Source organism: Candidatus Zixiibacteriota bacterium (assembly GCA_014728145.1).
Taxonomy (GTDB): domain Bacteria; phylum Zixibacteria; class MSB-5A5; order JAABVY01; family JAABVY01; genus WJMC01.
On the sequence record WJMC01000061.1, the window covers coordinates 1 to 17,682 of the forward strand.

At 49.8% G+C, this 17,682-nt stretch carries 18 protein-coding genes; 5 read left to right on the forward strand and 13 right to left on the reverse strand.

What is annotated here, in order from left to right:
• Positions 1-90: 90 nt before the first annotated feature.
• From GF404_03495 to GF404_03550, 12 genes are all read right to left on the reverse strand, one after another.
• Positions 91-1,389 (reverse strand): SH3 domain-containing protein, encoded by a 1,299-nt coding sequence (locus tag GF404_03495; GenBank protein MBD3381243.1) that lies wholly within the window; start codon positions 1,387-1,389, stop codon positions 91-93.
• Positions 1,390-1,709: 320 nt separating this feature from the next.
• The gene (locus GF404_03500) at positions 1,710-3,245 is read right to left on the reverse strand and encodes a YifB family Mg chelatase-like AAA ATPase (protein MBD3381244.1); all 1,536 of its coding nucleotides are present in this window, start codon (positions 3,243-3,245) and stop codon (positions 1,710-1,712) included.
• Between the two features lie 72 nt (positions 3,246-3,317).
• Positions 3,318-4,007 (reverse strand): HAD-IA family hydrolase, encoded by a 690-nt coding sequence (locus GF404_03505; protein ID MBD3381245.1) that lies wholly within the window; start codon positions 4,005-4,007, stop codon positions 3,318-3,320.
• Positions 4,008-4,048: 41 nt separating this feature from the next.
• Positions 4,049-4,447, reverse strand: a complete 399-nt coding sequence (locus tag GF404_03510; protein MBD3381246.1) for a hypothetical protein — start codon at positions 4,445-4,447, stop codon at positions 4,049-4,051.
• Between the two features lie 165 nt (positions 4,448-4,612).
• A complete protein-coding gene (locus GF404_03515; GenBank protein MBD3381247.1) occupies positions 4,613-5,698 on the reverse strand; it encodes a hypothetical protein in 1,086 nt (361 codons plus the stop codon).
• Between the two features lie 9 nt (positions 5,699-5,707).
• Complete coding sequence (locus GF404_03520) at positions 5,708-6,808, reverse strand: hypothetical protein (protein ID MBD3381248.1); 1,101 nt, start codon at positions 6,806-6,808, stop codon at positions 5,708-5,710.
• A 274-nt stretch (positions 6,809-7,082) separates the two neighbouring features.
• Complete coding sequence (locus tag GF404_03525) at positions 7,083-7,862, reverse strand: WYL domain-containing protein (protein ID MBD3381249.1); 780 nt, start codon at positions 7,860-7,862, stop codon at positions 7,083-7,085.
• Positions 7,863-7,928: 66 nt separating this feature from the next.
• Positions 7,929-8,252: a hypothetical protein gene (locus tag GF404_03530; GenBank protein MBD3381250.1), complete on the reverse strand. Its 324-nt coding sequence runs from the start codon at positions 8,250-8,252 to the stop codon at positions 7,929-7,931.
• Between the two features lie 118 nt (positions 8,253-8,370).
• A complete protein-coding gene (locus tag GF404_03535; protein MBD3381251.1) occupies positions 8,371-8,808 on the reverse strand; it encodes a hypothetical protein in 438 nt (145 codons plus the stop codon).
• Between the two features lie 16 nt (positions 8,809-8,824).
• Complete coding sequence (locus GF404_03540) at positions 8,825-9,772, reverse strand: PorV/PorQ family protein (protein MBD3381252.1); 948 nt, start codon at positions 9,770-9,772, stop codon at positions 8,825-8,827.
• A 32-nt stretch (positions 9,773-9,804) separates the two neighbouring features.
• Positions 9,805-10,305 carry a hypothetical protein gene (locus GF404_03545; GenBank protein ID MBD3381253.1) on the reverse strand — a complete coding sequence of 167 codons (501 nt, stop codon included), beginning with the start codon at positions 10,303-10,305 and terminating at the stop codon, positions 9,805-9,807.
• Positions 10,306-10,326: 21 nt separating this feature from the next.
• Positions 10,327-11,604, reverse strand: coding sequence for an imidazolonepropionase (locus tag GF404_03550; protein MBD3381254.1), 1,278 nt, complete (start codon positions 11,602-11,604; stop codon positions 10,327-10,329).
• Between the two features lie 142 nt (positions 11,605-11,746).
• Between GF404_03550 and GF404_03555 the strand changes: the two genes are divergently transcribed.
• The 5 genes from GF404_03555 to GF404_03575 all read left to right on the forward strand — a co-directional run bounded on the left by GF404_03555 (position 11,747) and on the right by GF404_03575 (position 17,072).
• Positions 11,747-12,163, forward strand: a complete 417-nt coding sequence (locus GF404_03555) for a response regulator (GenBank protein ID MBD3381255.1) — start codon at positions 11,747-11,749, stop codon at positions 12,161-12,163.
• Between the two features lie 109 nt (positions 12,164-12,272).
• On the forward strand, positions 12,273-12,668 hold the full coding sequence (locus GF404_03560; GenBank protein ID MBD3381256.1) for a hypothetical protein: 396 nt from the start codon (positions 12,273-12,275) through the stop codon (positions 12,666-12,668).
• Positions 12,669-13,542: 874 nt separating this feature from the next.
• Positions 13,543-15,513 (forward strand): hypothetical protein, encoded by a 1,971-nt coding sequence (locus tag GF404_03565; GenBank protein ID MBD3381257.1) that lies wholly within the window; start codon positions 13,543-13,545, stop codon positions 15,511-15,513.
• Between the two features lie 44 nt (positions 15,514-15,557).
• Positions 15,558-16,040 carry a hypothetical protein gene (locus GF404_03570; protein ID MBD3381258.1) on the forward strand — a complete coding sequence of 161 codons (483 nt, stop codon included), beginning with the start codon at positions 15,558-15,560 and terminating at the stop codon, positions 16,038-16,040.
• Between the two features lie 9 nt (positions 16,041-16,049).
• The gene (locus GF404_03575; protein ID MBD3381259.1) at positions 16,050-17,072 is read left to right on the forward strand and encodes a hypothetical protein; all 1,023 of its coding nucleotides are present in this window, start codon (positions 16,050-16,052) and stop codon (positions 17,070-17,072) included.
• A gap of 6 nt (positions 17,073-17,078) precedes the next feature.
• On the opposite strand, the gene pyrE is transcribed toward GF404_03575, so the two are convergent.
• The gene (gene pyrE / locus GF404_03580) at positions 17,079-17,648 is read right to left on the reverse strand and encodes an orotate phosphoribosyltransferase (protein MBD3381260.1); all 570 of its coding nucleotides are present in this window, start codon (positions 17,646-17,648) and stop codon (positions 17,079-17,081) included.
• Between the last annotated feature and the right edge of the window lie 34 nt (positions 17,649-17,682).

Sequence of the window (17,682 nt, forward strand, 5' to 3'; positions counted from 1 at the left end):
ATACCTGTATCGATTTTGGTCTGAACATACTAAATTAGCGGACAGGTGAACCACCTGTCCGCTAATTTACTCGGTCAGCAATACAATCAATTAGTCATCGCAGTCATCTTTATGGATATAGCCCTGTTTATCCCCCAGCAGTTTAACAAGGTACCAGTCACCGTCCGCTTCGATCACTTCGAGCTGAACACCGCCGGGAATTTTAGCTTCGACATTGGAGCTTTCGCTGGGTTCGGCATAGACTTCTCTTCTGTCACCTGAACCGCCTTTAACGGTAATTTTCTGGGCCAGAAGGCTTTCATCTTTAGCGGCCGCCTCGAAGTCATGAGGCACGATCGCCATATCCAGGCTGGCGTAGAACGGCACCAGGCGAACACGGTTGGCAATTCGTTCGGCCGCTTCCTTGTATTTGTCTTCATCCTTGAGCATCGCCGCACCGTCGTACATCTCCTTGGCTTTCTCGAAACTACCGGCCACTTCATAGAGCACACCCATATTGTAGAGGAATTTCGGATTATACGGGTCAGCCTGATAAAGCTTGTTGTACAGCGCGTAGGCTTTATCGATTTCCAGGTCCTCAGCCTCTTCAGCCGCAACCTTGGCATCGTCTTTAAACTCTTTATTTTTGATTTTGTCCAGTTCGAATTCCCCCAGGGCATACCATGGATTGACCTGGTTTGTAAAGAACCAGGCCATGTTGTCGGCACAGCGACCGGCCAGTTGACCGACACTGCTGATATCACGGTTGTCGCCTTCACAGAATTTATCATCGGCTGTACGGGTCAGGCGTTTGACGCCCAGGATCTCACCCGAACGGGTATCGACCACACGCATACTGGCATTGACAGTGACGGTGCGGTAGAGACAGCCGACCTGCACTTTGCGCCTGTTGTAGGTACGGGTTTCGTAGCCGTTTTTGTCTTCCGACGAGGCTGAGACTTCACCGTAAATCATGATATCGACACCCAAAAGCTGGCCGATTTTGGCCGCCGCGGCATCATCGACCAGACCAATATCCGTCATCGACTGCTCGGCCAGGACTGATTCCAGACGGCTTCTCTCAACAACCGAGAAACACTTGGTGCTCAAGCCTTCGATCAAAGTCCTGGCTTCGACATCGCTGGAAAACAGGCCACCCTCGATCTCGCGGATCCCGCGGTTTTCAGTCAGCATGTATTCAATCATTTTATCGGCGATGAACTTGCCGGCTTCGCGCGAACCGTTATTCAGCGGTTTGAAATCCAGGATAGCAATTTTTTTGGCACCCTTCAGTTCGATTTCCGGTGTCTGTGGCATCCAGACCTTGATCTTTTTATAGGCCAGGACGTTCGAGGTCATCAGGATCAGAAGGGACAGAGCGATCACGAGAATGGTTGCTTTTTTACTCATTAGTTTACCTCCGCAAATCTATAAAGATGTTATTTCAAATCCCATTGAAAGACAGCTCGACAATTTGATGTCAGTCTCAATTCGAGACTCCCCTATACGGGATTATATTTTACAATTTAAAGCGGCTGGTGATTTTTGTCGGCGCAACCGCTTCCTGTGAACTATTTCACGATATAGATATATTGAAATGATTAGGATTTTGTTACGAAGATGATAATTAGATAAATTTTTAAACCGTAGAAACTGCATCAGGCCAGGTTACTTGCAAGCTGACATCTCAAGAGTGTCGAGTGCCTGACCTTATTAAAATATACAAAGCCTCACATCCACAAATTCCGGTCTAAACTGCGATACTGGATCGCTTCGGAAATATGCGCCGAGGTGATCTGTTCGGCCGGTTCCAGGTCTGCAATCGTACGGGCGACCTTGATGATCCGGTCATAAGCCCGCGCCGAAAGCCCCAGCCGCGTGATTGCCGTACGCAGGAGGTTCTTGGACTTCTCATCAAGTTGACACATGATCTGAATATCTTTCGACTCCATATGCGCGTTACAGAACATACCCTCTTCATTCTTAAAGCGTTCGAGCTGAATCCTGCGGGCACGATTGACCCGTTCGCGAATAGGTTCCGATTTTTCACCACTCGGCTCGGCCGCAAGATCTTTGAACTTGACCGAGGGCACCTCGATATGAATATCGATTCGATCCATCAACGGTCCGGATATCTTGGCCATATACTTCTGGATTTGCCCCGGATGACAGGTGCACTCATGGGAATCGTCACCGTAGTAACCACACGGGCAGGGATTCATCGCCCCAACCAGCATAAACTGTGAGGGGTACGTAAGCGTCAGCATCGAGCGCGAAATCGTCACCTGGCCATCCTCCATCGGCTGTCGCAGCATCTCCAGCACATCTTTGCGAAACTCCGGCATCTCATCCAGAAAGAGTACCCCGTGATGAGCCAAAGACACCTGTCCGGGCTTGGGAATCCGTCCACCGCCGATCAGACCGGCATCGGAAATATTATGATGGGGCGATCGAAACTGCCGGGTGGCGATCAGTGCAGTATCGGGCGGTAGCTGTCCGGCCACCGAATGGATCTTGGTGATTTCCAGCGCTTCTTCCATCGAGAGAGACGGAAGTATAGTCGGAAGCCGTCGTGCCAGCATGGTTTTGCCCGACCCGGGCGGGCCGATCATGATGATATTATGACCCCCGGCGGCAGATATTTCAAGCGCGCGCTTGGCCGCCTCCTGCCCCTTGACATCGGAGAAATCGACCGGGTAATTCTGCGCGCTGTTGAAAACCTTGTCGATATCGACTTTGTAGGGCCTGATATCATCAGTATCTTCCAGAAAACGTACCGTCTCAGCCAGGTTCGAGAGCGGATAAACCTTGAGGCTGTTCGTTATCGCGGCTTCCTTGGCATTCTCTTTGGGAACGATCAATGATCTATTTTGTTGTTTGGCGATCTGCATCGCAATCGGCAGTACACCCGGCACCGGCTTGAGCGTACCATCCAATGAGAGTTCACCCACCATCACGTAATCCGAGAAATCCTCGCGCAGGATCTGGCCGGTGGCGGCCAGGATTCCGACCGCAATCGGCAGATCGAAAGCCGAACCCTCCTTGCGGATATCCGCAGGCGCAAGGTTTATAGTCACCTTCTTGTTGGGAAAGATAAAATCTGAATTTTTGATAGCCGAGGTCACCCGCTCCTTGGCTTCCTTGACCGCGCCATCGGGCAACCCGACAGTCGCAAACGACGGCAGTTGCGGACTGATATCGGCCTCGACATCGACCACATAGGCATCGATTCCCAGAACAGCGGCGGCATGAATCTTGGCAAGCATATATCCCCCTCCCGAAATGGACAAGCATCTCTAATAAATATCAAGGGCTGTAATGTAATTTAAATCAAGCTCTCAGGAAAGCAAATCATTTATTGCCCGGGGAAGCTCTTTTAGTGACTTAATCTGACAGTCAGGCATCTCGTTCGGCATACGCACTTCCTGCTCCCGGTGTGATCCGGTCAGGTAGCGTACAGCGCGCATCCGCAGTCTTTTGGCGGGAGCGATATCGTTGTCCTGTCGATCACCCACCATGACAGATTCTGTCAGGGGGATACCGAGCTGGTCGGCAATATAGATGAAGAATCGAAAATCAGGCTTGGAGTAGGGCAGTTCTCCCGACATCTGCCTGAACGCGAAATGCTTCATTATCCCATGACGCTCGAGAAAATCAGCAGTCGATTGTGGCTGGTTGGCGGCTATCGCCAGGGTGTACTTCATTGACAGTTCGCTTAAGACCTCCTCGGCCTCGGGACGCAACTTGAAAAACTGCGAGAGGTCGAGACGGTCAAAATCGGCACGCAACACCTTGAATTTTTCCTTGTCGGGCTGTACAAGACGCCAGATCGTCCCGGAATACAGGCTGGGAGTGTATGATCTGATCGACTGGCGGTTGGCTGTCTCGATCTCTTCCAATGTCACCTCTCGTCCTATCAGACCAGGCAAGGTCCTCAGGAGGTGTTCGTTCCAGTACTCATCGAGACCTGAATCATCGACCAGGGGTCCGCCGACATCTAAATAAATCGCTTTGACAGTAGTAGCCATGAGGAAAGTATAGTGTAATCAAAAGGCGATGGCAAGCCAATTCAAGAAGCTGTTTCGGGCGAACGATGATACTCCCGCAGACCCAGGATATGACCGTCGGGATCGGTGAAGAAAGCGTAACGGGCAAACTGCTGGTCCTTTATACCGCCGATTATCTCCACCCCGTGAAGCTCCAGAAAAGCGACATGATCCTCGAGCCTGTCCACCTCGAATTGAACCGAAACATCCAGACATCCCGAAGGCAGGTTCTGCTCATAAGCTTCCGGGCTCTTCTTATGCAGGGCGAGATGAATATCGCCGATTATGAATTCCGCCCAGGTGGGCGATTTCAGCTTGAGGCTGAACTTGAGGACTCCCTCATAGAAATTCACAGACCGCTCGATATCTTCCACCAGGAAGATTATCGTATCCACCCTTTTTGGTTGTCCGCGCTTAGCCATGTTACTGTAATTGACGGCAGATTGAATACAAAACTTAAGCGCTTGAATTGTTTGAATTTACGACATTTTAGATCGGACATTATCTATATAATTGAAATACAAGCAGATATTGCCACAAAAAAACCGCCCGCATTCACGGGCGGTCAGATAAAATCATATCTGTAATCAGAAATTAGCGTCGTAAATATCCTTGGTGCGACGAATCCTTGAGAATTCGACCACCCAGGTTCCGTTATCGAATTTACCCTCCGCCATTATCAGGTCATTGCCCTCTGAGGGAGGCTGGAGAATCCAGGTCGGGAGCATATCCCCATCCTGCCAGTCGAGCGTATCCACAAATGGAACGGCAAAGTATTCCAGCATAGGGTCTTCAGGGACATAAGAAGGATTATCCAGCTGGTACTTGTGCATCATAGTCGGAACCGCGGCAGTGGTATCATTAAGCTTTAAATAATTCTTTAAAAGCGGAGAAACACCACCGTCGAAAATAAACCCGTTGAATGGGATATTTGTAAGAACACGGTCGAAACCGATACCGGTTCCCTGCGAACGAGCGGCGCTCCACTGCCAGACATCGATCAGGTCTGTACCGGAAGTCGAACGCATATAATCCGGTTCACCGTCTCCGAGATGGCACGCTGTCAGACAACCGAAATCCTTCCAGAACTGCTTGGGCTCATCCGGAGGGAAAAATAACGCCACTTTGTCCTCAAATTCCTGCAGGCGCTCAAATGCACCCGCCGAACCGTTATAGGACCAGGGCAGATGGCTGGTGTCTTCGCCGACAATGTACTGACCCTGTTCTGTTTCTGTCCATTTCAACTGGAAGTAGATTGCATAATCAGTATATGCACATCGCAAATAACATGTATCGATGAAATTATCGGCGTATGCCTGGTGACTCATTTCGATCGCTGAGATATTTGTACCCCAGAAATCACTGCCGTCGTCGACTCCATCGACCACAGGCGGATTGTCTACTTTATTACCCACAACCACGTTACCGGAGGGTACCGCAGTTGTATCGAAAGTCAAAGTAACTGTGTTGTTACCGTTATGGTCTCTCTGGGTGCCATTGAAAACAGCCAGCGCAAAGACCCTGTCATCGGGCGGTCCAAGGGTGGCATCGGCACCGTCCTCGCCAGCCGGTCCCTGGGGGCCCTTGGGTCCTGTATCGCCCTCGCAACCGAGAAAAGTCAGGCTGACAAAGATTGCGGTAATTATTGTTAAAATCAACTTATAGTTGCGCATCGCCACCTCCTAAAACTGCCTGTCATTGCCACTGCCGGTTCTGCGAATTCGTTTGAGCTCAACAGCCCATTTTTCCAAACCTGCAAGAAGGAAGTAACTCGAACCGCTGAAGACCTGTCCGCGATCACCATAAGGCACCAACGAAACATAACCCGGGATCGTGGCTGAACTGGTAAAGCTCGAGGTGTCTGCCAGCATAACCGCATCACGAAGCCAGAATGGATAATCGGCATCGTAATTGGGATCATAGAAATGCATCCAGATCGGTTCGCCATTATTGTTGTTCTCCATGTAGCAGGCACCGCCGGCATCACCGGTTATGGCTCCCAGGCTTCCACCGGAGTAAACCATATAAGCATCATCGGCGAAACCGACCAGGTCGGTCGCACCAGCGCGCCAATCCCAAACATCGATTCTGACATCGGAGCCGAAACTGGCAGTACCCAGACCACCTTCCAGAAGGTTATCAGACTCGGTAGGAACATAATCGCCGGTGATAAACATTACCCACAGACGATCCTCGACGCCTTCCTGGTTGAAATCACCTTCAGAACCATCAAACCTGTAAAACCACTCCTCAGGATGACGGTTTTCGCTGATCTCATAGACAGTGTCAATGTCATTGATTACCCTGTCTTCGGTCCACATGAAAAACATATAGATAAACTCGGCATCATAGGCCGCCCTGACCTGTATCTGGGAGATTTCATTATCGACTCCCACAATAGATTCAAGGACAACATCGCTTTCGTACAATTCGTCATTCGGGCTCCACTCATCGATATCACCATCTTCGCCGTCGAGACGAGGCGGAGTATCCAGCTTGACACCGACAACCGTAGAGGCATCAGCCTCCTGTAAAGTATCGAAAGTCACCCGGACGAAATCCTTGGCGCGATAATTACTCGCAGTGCCGTCATCTTCATTGAACAAAGCCACAGAAAAATAAAAATCCTCAGGCACACCCGCCGCCAGATCTTCACCCGGTTCGCCCGGTTCACCCGGATCACCCTGCGGTCCCTGCGGACCAGTATCACCTTCGCAGGCAAACAGAAGCGCCAAAACCAGTACAGACGCTGTGTAGATTCCCAGGCGTAAAAGCTTAAACATATATATACCTCCCATATACCAGTGTTATTATTTTCCCAGTAAACGCTTGAACCAGATTATCTTCCTTATCTCGTTCGAAAAATTGATTATAGCCCAATCACCTGCGAAAAGCAAGAGATTTTTTTCACTTAGAGACGTTTTTGAAAGCACTTCGTTCAATCCAAAATTAAGAAGTTATTAATACATAAATCATTGTCTCTCACTCACAAACAAATCAGGCTGAAGAATAAAACGACTCCCGAAAAATAGAGTGACCGATGATTGTTAGAGCGGCTTATCGGGGCTTTTCGATTCTCTGGACTAGAAAAGTGCGACGGCTGTTGCGCAGATGACAATATGCTTCGAGATATGTGCGTCCCATTGCAGAGTACACGCTGATGGGCTTGATTTTCCGCCTGCCCGAACTTTTCCCACGGCTGGTGTAGACGATCTCAATTTCGCTCTTTTCTGCCAGGGCGATTTTAAGCCAGTCCGGTAACACAGAGACGGCGTCCTCCGGATGACGGCCGTAACGACGCACGAACTCAACCAGGTTGTCACTGAACTTGTCGGTGTAAATCAAGTAGAGCTTCTTAAACAGCTCGAATGTCGCCCGGCAGTCGCCCAGTGCGCGATGACGGTTTTCCGGCACTATATCGAACAAGCGCAACAGTATCCCCAGCCCGTATGAATTCGAAACCACCAGGTCACGCGCGACCTCGACCGTATCTATCATAGCCTCGAGCTCGAATTTACGGTTTTGTAAACGCATCTCGTTTTTCAGAAAATCGTAATCGAAATGAACATTGTGGCCGACCAGGATCCGGCCTGTAACAAGGTCAAGTACCTCTTCAGCCACTTCCGAGAATTTGGGCGCGCCCCGAAGCTCCTCTGCTTCAATGCGATTGACTTCATAAGCGCCGGCAGATATCTTTCGCCGGGGATCAACCAAACCGGAGAACACGGCTGTCCGCCTGAAACGGCGATCAAAATCGATCAAAGCGATCTCACAAATCCGATCACCATAGGCGACAAACAGCCCGGTAGTCTCGGTATCGATACAGCAGAATTTCATATCATTTTAGATACTACCGGGAAGCTGTTTTTCAAAACCCAAAAAACATAAAATATCGGATTAGAATCAACGGCGACGTTTTATACGCGAGCCGGTCGTCATATTTTTGGAGAAGCTTTCATCCTCTGGCGCAAAGCGAAGGTTGACCGCACGAGGACCACGCTGACTTTCATGAATATCGAACACCATCCGCGAACCCTCGCGAATATCGCGGAATTTAACGAGTTTTAACCAGCGCTGATGGAAAAAGATTTCCCGGCCATCCTCATCACCGCGGATGAAACCGTAGCCGGAACCCTTGTTTATCTTGATAACAGTCCCTGTATTCATACCCATTTTTGATAAAAATCCATGAAACCCCAGAGTGCGATATAACTTACTACTATACATCGCATTAAAAAAGCATTAACTCTCTTAATTCAAAAAATAAGGGTATGAATAGGGTATTTCTAAAGAGGTATAAATTGTCCTGTATGCTATCAATTATTAACTATACTGAAGTGATTCTTCAGAGAAGCTTAAAGGCGAAGATAATCCAGTCCTGGTCGGTCAAACGCAAGCCCCACTTATTGTAATATTGTTTGCGGGTCTGGCGGTCAATGAATGAGACTTCGACGTAGGCCGTATCACCCAGCATCTCGGTTTCACCGATCACGATCTGTTTTTCGGTCCAGAGCCTGCGTATGCGCCCATCCGGAGCAAACAATTTCTTGTACTCGGCTATATTCTGCTGGATTGTCAGAGTGGTATCGTAGAGATACAAATTGGGCACATTTTCGCGCACCAATTGATTGAGATCCAGGTAATCATCCAGATCAAAAGACTGGTCACTACGCAATTGATTGATGAACTCCAGCACTGTATCCTTGGGGCCTGTTTCCGATTCACAGGCAACCCAGGTTACCAAAGCTGAGATTACAGCGACTGCCAGCAGTTTTCGAACCATATCCCCCCCGTTCAACCTACCATCTGCGCGCGATATATATCCGGTGAGAATTGCCCAGGTCGGCATAGGGCACATAGGCATAATCAAACGAGAATTTCTTCAGCATAAGCCCCAGGCCAAATGATATTCCAGCCAGGCTTTCATTGTCCCCGCCGGTCTTGTAGTCCGATCCGATTGTATTGTATCCGGCTCGCAGGCGAAGTTTTTCAACTCCAATGAATTCCACACCGCCACCGGCAAAGAAATCGTTGTCGCTGGCCTTACCGACATCGGCGACAACGTTGAAAGGAGCGTTATGCATCCTGTGAGCCACTCCGGCCTTGATCATGATCGGAAGCGGATCTTTATGTTCTTCGGACAGCCCCGAAAGCTGGAAACCGAGATTGGTAGCGGAGAGACCCAGACGAGTATGCTCATCGGGCAGGTTGTACTGGAAGCCGATATCGAGCGCTAAACCGGTAGAACTGAAGGAATCGATCGTTTCGACTATGAATTTCGTGCCCAGACCGAAATAGAGCCGTTCGCTCAATGGTTGTGCAAAAGCGGCTGAAAGCGCCAGATCGCCTCCGCCGAAATTTCCCAGCACCTCACCCGACTTATCCGTCAAGGGTGTGTCTCCGAAATTGAGGTAATTGATCGCGAAACCGACCTTGCGTTTCTCCCCCCAGGGCAAAACAGCGCTCAGGTAACCGCCCTGGATATCAGCCAGGTAATTATGATAGCCCGAGGAAAGCGCGTAACCGGACAACCCCAGCATACCGGCCGGATTGTAATATATCGCCGATTCATCATCAACCATCCCAACATAAGCGTTGCCCATAGCTACCGCGCGGGCCCCCACGCCGATCTTTAAAAAACTGTAGGCAGAGGTTCCGGCCTTGGAATTTATGGCAAACAGGTTCGAGCTGAAAACCGCGAGTAGAAGCGCGGCCGCAGTGATACCGATCAGTGCATGCTTTCTCATCAAGATTTCCTTTGCTTATGATCTATTTTGATTTACCAGTTTCTTACCGTTTTATTAACTATAATCTCGGCCAGTTTCTCCAGGGCTTTGGTCTTGCCTTCTTCTTCGGTTTCACTGTCAGCTGAGAAAACACCAAAAGAGCTGATCTGATTTTCCTCCCAGATCAGGCTGCCATCGGCTTTCTGGAATTTTATCTGAACCGCGACATCGACCTTGTACTCCTGGACCTGTTCCTGCTTGTTATACGTATAAGGTGACCTTTCGTACGAAATTACTTTGCCACTGATAATAGCGGATGCAGCCTCCTCATCCACCACCTTGAGGCTGTTGTCGGCCACAAAAGCCGAGGTTATTTTCTCGGTCAGTTCCTCTCCCAAACCGTATTCGATCGTCTCATTGGCAATAATCGGAACATAAACCGATTCAATCCCCCCCAGAGATGAGCCGGAAAACGAGTACGGTCCGCATGACAGCCCTGCTATAAGTAACGCCGATATAATGAGAGAAACTGCTTTCAAAGTTATCAACCTCACCTATTTATAATATCGGTCGGTTTATTTCGTTCCAGCAACCTCGTAAACAATTCGACCATTTTTGATCGTCACCAGAACCTGGTTGAGGCCGTAAAAATAGGGCAACTGGCGCACATTTTCCGCCTCCCAGATCAATATATCGGCCTGTTTACCCGGCTCCAGAGAACCGACTTTGTCCTCGATTTTGAGGGCGCAGGCGGAATTGATCGTGACCGCGTTAAGAATCTCAGAAGCTGTCAGCTTGAGCTTGTTGGCCGCCAGGGTCATAATCATCTGAAGCGAAACTGTGACCGAACTGCCTGGATTGAAATCCGTCGAAAGCGCGATCGGGACTCCAGCCTCCACCATCCTCCGGGCCGGAGCGTAGTCGCCCAGATCGAGATAAAACGATGTCCCCGGCAAAAGCACCGCAATCGTGTTCGCGCGCGCCATCGCCTCGATCCCCTCCTCCGAGATATACACAAGGTGATCGGCTGATACCGCGCCCAGCCTGGCCGCCAGTTGCGCGCCACCCAAATTTACGATTTCATCGGCGTGGAATTTGAGCATCAAACCATGTTCTTTGGCGGCAGACTGAATAGTCTCCGATTCAGCCAGCTCGAATACACCTTTTTCACAAAATACATCCGAAAAAACAGCCAGCTCGGCTTCGGCCACGGCAGGAATCATCTCGTTTACGACCAGATCGACATAACCGGACTTGTCCTGACGGTACTCATCGGGAACCTCATGCGCACCCAGAAAAGTCGGCACCAGATCAAGCGCATGGTTTTGATTCAAGTCCCTGATAACCTCCAACTGCTTGATCTCATCGGCAGTAGTCAGACCGTAACCGGACTTGGCCTCGATCGTGGTTGTCCCGTATTGCAGGAATTTATCCAGGTACTTCAGCGAATTTTCATAGAGCTTGTCTTTGGGAGTCTCGCGCAACGTACGGGTTGAGTTTCGTATCCCGCCTCCCGCCTCGGCGATTTCCATATAGGATTTACCCAGGTTACGCATCTCGAACTCATCCTCGCGGGTCTTGGCAAACACTGGATGAGTATGCGGATCGATCAGGCCGGGAGTGACCACTCGTCCGCGGGCGTCTATAATCCGGCACTTATCACTCAACTCAATCTTTTGATCGAGTTCGGCAGTTTTTCCTGCCTCGACGATTTTATCACCGGCGCAGGCTAAAGCACCATCCTCGATAATCTCCAGCTTTCCCAGATTGTTGCCGGTGAGGGGCAGCGATCCAGCCGGACGGCAGGTCAGAAGGTATCCGATATTTTTTATGTATAGATTTGCTTTCATAATCTACCCATTATATAAACTTTCTGTTACTATCGAGAACAAGTAAATTTAGGCAAATTTAATGCTGACGCAACCTTTTTAATGCTCCCGTACTCCCTTAATACCCCATAAAACACAATATGTACTGATAAATAGATATTATTATATGACGATACAATATATACAACGCTCATCTAAGCAGGGGATAAATATGGTTCGCCGCCACAGGTCCAAGAAAGTACTTATAGTTGATGACGATCGTAAGATGGCGGAATGCCTGGCGGATATGATCGAGATCTTCGATGTCGATTACTCCACCGCCGAAAATGGTGAGGAAGCGATCGACCTGCTCAACAATGACAGCTTCCACCTGGTCATCGCCGATTCCCGCATGCCCAAGATTTCCGGTTTTACACTGCTGAAGTATGTCAAACAAAATCATCCCGACACCAGGGTTGCAATCGTTTCAACGCGGAACTCAGAGATGACACAGTCGCTGGCAGTTCGCGACAAAGCCGATTTCTATCTGCCACGTCCATTCAAAACCAAGGATCTCGAAAGCATCCTGGACAAAATCGGTTGATTCTTCTGTTTTGACACACTTGCAGTCAGAGATCGCGCGAGATTCCACTTTACTATAACTACGATATCGATATATTTACAGTATGTTCAGAAATACCGTGCTGTTATTGATGACTGCCGTACTTATCTGGGGCTGTTCATCGAATGATTCCGATGAAATCTATCTTGTCACGCTGTTCGATGATTCGGTCGAGGCGGGAACTTATTCAATCTTGTGGGATCAGACCGATTCCGATGACAATTCTGTGGGCAGTGGGATATACGAGATTCATCTCGACACCGATCTTTATAACGGCATGACCTATATCCGTATCGGGATGGGGGCGGATAGTTCGAAGATTGTGCTTAAACCGAATCCTCCTGTGCCGACCCAATTCGCCATTCGGACCGATCGGACGGACTATGAAATCGGCGACACCATAATAATCGAAATCGATATCCCGACTGCCAGTGACGCGCTCGTCCGTGTCAATCGCGGTGGCCTCCCTTTAGCTCCGATTTTGTAGATTATACCGGCTGGAATGGTGATGAATCAGGTGGCCGATTGATTGTCTTTGCTCATGTATGCCGACTCAAGAATGCAGTTATCGCTGAGACCGCAGAAGCTTTGAGATAATTCCAGGCAGGTCTAGTTATAGCAGTCACTACATACAGAATTGGAATAACAAAGTCATAATAGAATCAACTCGGCGGGCCGGCAATGAATCGGTCTAAAGGTGAATCGGTTTGCTCTCGTCCTCATCGTATGGGAGAGTGGCAATCCGCACCGGACTGGAATTGATCCTCAGATATCTACTGAAGACAGACAGGTATCCATGTCACATCACGCTCTTGCCGGAAGCCCGTCCTAACCTTACCGCTCTGCCCTTTTATGGTCTCATGGGGACTCTCTATTTAGTGACCGTGGGCAGTTTCAACTGCGGTCAAGTTCAGTACAAGATCCCTATTAGCACCGCACACTGAAATCTTCCTGAAGACATTTTCCCGGTTACCGTAGACCGGAGACAGAATAAATGCACGGCAAACTGAACTCACGGACATTTTCCGGCAGCACAGGCGTTACAATCGTGGCGTTTTCAAGCGGCTGATTGATCAGGCTGGTTTTTGGCCACCTGGAAGGATAAAACCTGGCCCGCCGGTTGATATATTTGTTTTTCAAATAACTTCTGTTTCGCGGACAATTTCCATTGGACCTGCGCGGTTGATGACTCGCTGGCTGTGCAGATCTACTTCAAAGTTAGCAGTATACGTCAATTCTGTCAAGCAGTTTCTCAACTATTGAGTTCAGATCATTTATGCCCATGCCGCTAAAGTTAAAACTTGAATTTGAGCGGTTTCTGCTTAAATTCACGATGACTAACTTGGGAGAGGGATTGATTTATGAAAAAGATAATATTGTTTGCTTTTGTTTTGGGAATATTTTCTCTTGCATTCTCCTGCGGGGGTGAAAAGAAGCAGAAAATCGAGGGCGGAAAGTTAGTAAAAATTGCGATCTGGGAAGATCGTCGCCAGGCCGACCCGCTTCTTTTCGAGTACCTGGATGATGAAAAACCGATTGTGCGCGCTCGCGCGGCCTACGCCCTGGCGATGATAGAGGCCGAGGGAGCTTCATCCCATATCAGCGAACTTCTGAGCGATGATCACCCTATGGTTGTGCTGGAAGCGATCTTTGCCCTGGGGCTGGCGGGCGACAGCCTGTATGCTGAAAAACTGATTCCTCTGACTGAATCTGAAAATCCCGAAATCCGCAACGAAGCGATTGTCGCGCTCGGTAAGCTGGGCGGAGAGAATGCCGTGAAGCAATTGATGAAGCTCTCCTATGACAGCCTGCCGGAAATCCGCGCGCGGGCCTGCGAGGGACTCTGGCGTGCTGAAGCCGACACCGCTGTACAACGGCTTATCGAGCTCTCCCGTGATTCGATTATCGAGGTCGAATACGAGGCGGTCTATGCCCTGAGCCGTCTGGCCGATTCCGAGGCGGCGGTCAGGATGCGTTTCGTTCTGCGCGACACGGTACCCGAAATCCGCAGGGTAGCGGCCAAAGCGCTGGGGGCGATGAGCGACTCGGGTGCGCTGATCAAGCTGACCGAGGCACTGGCGCGCGAGTCCGACTGGCAGGCCAAGGCCAGCATGATTGGCGCAATCAAAAAAGTCGGAAGCAAAAAAGCGATCAAAGCGCTTTTAAACCTGCTCTCGGACAGCGAACATCCGCTCGTGACAGCCTCAGCCATGGACGCTATCGCCCAGCTCAAAATCGACGCCCTGATCCCAAGAATAAGGCCGTTTCTACAACATGATGATGCTTACCTTAAAGGCGCGGCCATCGATGCACTGGCACGGTTGGGCGACAGGACTTTGCTCGACAATATCGCGCTCGATCCCGACCAGGTCAGCTGGTATGTGCGTATGAAAACAGCCGAGGCAATGCAATCTGTCAAAAGTCGGGAGGCCTCGCAAATTCTGCTAAAGCTGATCGCCGATCCCGATCCGCGGGTCAGAGCATCTGCACTTTCGAGCCTAAACGCGGTCGATCATGCCAACCTCAAACAATACATTACCGGAGCGCTGGCGGACAGCTCATTAGCGGTAATCCTGACCGGTGTGGATATTGTCTCGCGCCGTCAGCTGTCTGAATTCATCGAACAGATCGAAGATATCTACACTACCGCCGGTACTGACAACCTCGATCTGCGGTTCGGAATCGCCTATTCTCTACGCGAATGGATTGCTGATTCAAGTTTTGTAGATGAAGAAGCTGAGATACTGTTTGAGCTGGCAATAAATGACGATCATCGTGCGGTCCGAAAGCTGGCCATCGAAGCTTACGCTAAAATAGGTCAGGATTTATCAGATCAACTGGGCTATTTCAACACGGACATAACTGCTGAGACTTACGCCAAGTACTACAAGAAATATGCCTCCAACCCGATCGCTGTCCTGAATACCACTAAAAGCCGTATCAAAGTCAGGCTTTTACCGAATCTTGCTCCAAAAACAGTTGCGAGTTTCATCGAACTGGCCGAATCCGGCTATTTTGACAATTCGATCTTCCACCGGGTGGTACCGAGTTTCGTGATCCAGGATGGTGATCCGACCGGCACCGGGATGGGTGGTCCCGGATATACGATTCGTTCCGAATTCAACCGCAAAAACTACGAACGCGGAACAGTTGGCATGGCCCATGCCGGTAAGGACACCGGGGGCAGCCAGTTCTTCATCTGTCATTGTGCCCAGCCTCACCTGAACGGGCGTTATACAGCCTTCGGGCAGGTCATCTCGGGTATGCACCTGGGCGATAATTTAGTCGTCGGCGACAGCCTGAATTCGGTTGAAATTATCTACCCGGAATAGTAATTTAAGCCTGTCACGGAAAAGCGTTCAGAAAAGGAGTTATCATGAATACATCGCTGGTGAAAATCGAAAAGCCGGAAGAAGTCAATATTATCTTCGGCATGACTCATTTCATAAAAACCGTGGAGGACCTGCACGAAATCCTGGTCGGCGCGGTACCGGGGATCAAATTCGGTCTGGCTTTCTGTGAAGCCTCACAGGAACGCCTGGTGCGCTTTTCGGGCACCGACGAAGATTTAACTAAACTTGCAGTCGAGAATATGAAAAACATCGGGTGCGGTCACAGTTTTTTAATTTTGCTCGGCAATGTTTTCCCGATCACGGTCTTGAACCAGGTCAAGCTCTGTCCCGAAGTCTGCAGGATCTTCTGCGCCACCGCTAATCCGGTCGAGGTCGTAGTAGCTGAATCGGAACAGGGCAAAGGTGTTCTGGGGGTGATCGACGGCTTCTCGCCGGTAGGTGTCGAATCAGAAGAGAATATCAAGGTCCGCAAAGAATTCCTGAGAAAAATCGGCTACAAGTTCTAAACATATTCTATGAACCTGACTTTCAACAACGGCATAGAGATCGAGGGGCTGGAGTTTCTACTCGACGCTCACCGCAAGGCGGAGTACTCATTTGTCTCCCATGCCCATACAGACCATATCGCCAACCACGGCAAGATACTGGCGACACCGGAGACTATCCTGTTTTTTCGTCAGCGTTACAAGAAACCAGCCACACGCGCACTGGGCTATCGCCAGAAGACAAAACTGAATGGTTTCGAAATCGAACTGCGCCCTTCGGGACATATCCTGGGTGGCGCGCAGATCAGGCTTACCGCCGGTGACCTGAAGATAGTTTACACCGGAGATTTCAAACTTCAGCGAGGTGTCACAGCCCCGGTCGGGGACGTACTCAAATCCGACATCCTGATCATGGAATCGACCTATGGGAGCAAGCAGTATGTTTTCCCCCGGCGAGATCGGGTGATCGACCAGTTGATTAGTTTCGTGCAGAAATGCCTTCTCTCCAATCAGGTTCCGGTCATCTTAGCTTATTCATTGGGCAAATCCCAGGAAGCGGTCAAGGTCCTGGGAGATTTCGGGTTTGAAGTCTATGCCGAGGACAATGTTTACAAGTTCTGCAAGTTATACGAGAAATGCGGTGTCAAATTCGAAAACCTGTTTCCACTCGGTAAACAGGATTACAAGGGCAAGGTCGTTGTCTTCCCTCCCTATTTCAAAAAGTACCGCGACCTGTTCCGCAAGATCTACCGCAAGCGTGTCTGCTTTTTATCCGGATGGGCTCTCGACAACTCATCACGATTTCGAACTTCAGCCGACCTGACCCTGCCACTTTCGGATCATGCTGATTACAACGAACTGCTCGAATATGTCGAAAAATCTGACCCTAAAAAGATTTTCACCCTGCATGGGTTTCCTGAATTTGCCGAGGATCTCAGGCGGCGCGGTTACGACGCGCAGTACCTTGGAGACGGTGCCATGGTTTCTCTGACACCGGAAAGCCGCAAATACATCCCTGTATCCAAAGGAAACTACGATTTGTTTTCGGATTGATTGCGTTTACCCGATATCGAGCTCATTGACACGGAAAATCGGGGTGAATTCATAACCGGCCTTCTTAAAATTTTCATCGGCACCGGATAGACGATCCACCAGACAGATTACCCGAACGACTTCGCATTTTTGTTCTTCGATCATCTTGATCGCTTTCAGAACCGATCCCCCGCTGGTGGTAACATCCTCGATCACAACCACGCGCGAGCCCTCGGCCAGGGGTCCTTCGATCATGCGCATACGGCCATGGTCACGTTGCTCCTTGCGAACGATAAACCCATCGAGCGGACGTCCCAACAGGTATGACATAGCGATCGTACCGCCGATGATCGGATCAGCGCCGAGAGTCGGTCCGCCGATGTATTTAACATTATCGTCCTTAATCATCTCTAAAACGACCTTGGCAAAGTATGCCAGCCCCTCGGCCATCAGAGATGTGTACTTGCCGTCAATGTAGTAATTCGATTTTGCGCCCGAGGCCAGGATAAACTCCCCTTTGAAGACAGCTTTGTCGTTAACCACCTGCAGAAGCCGGGCGCGGGCTTCCTCCAGTGTCAGATCCAGCATTTCACGCATTTTGCAGTCCTTTCGCAGGTTAAATATATTGGTC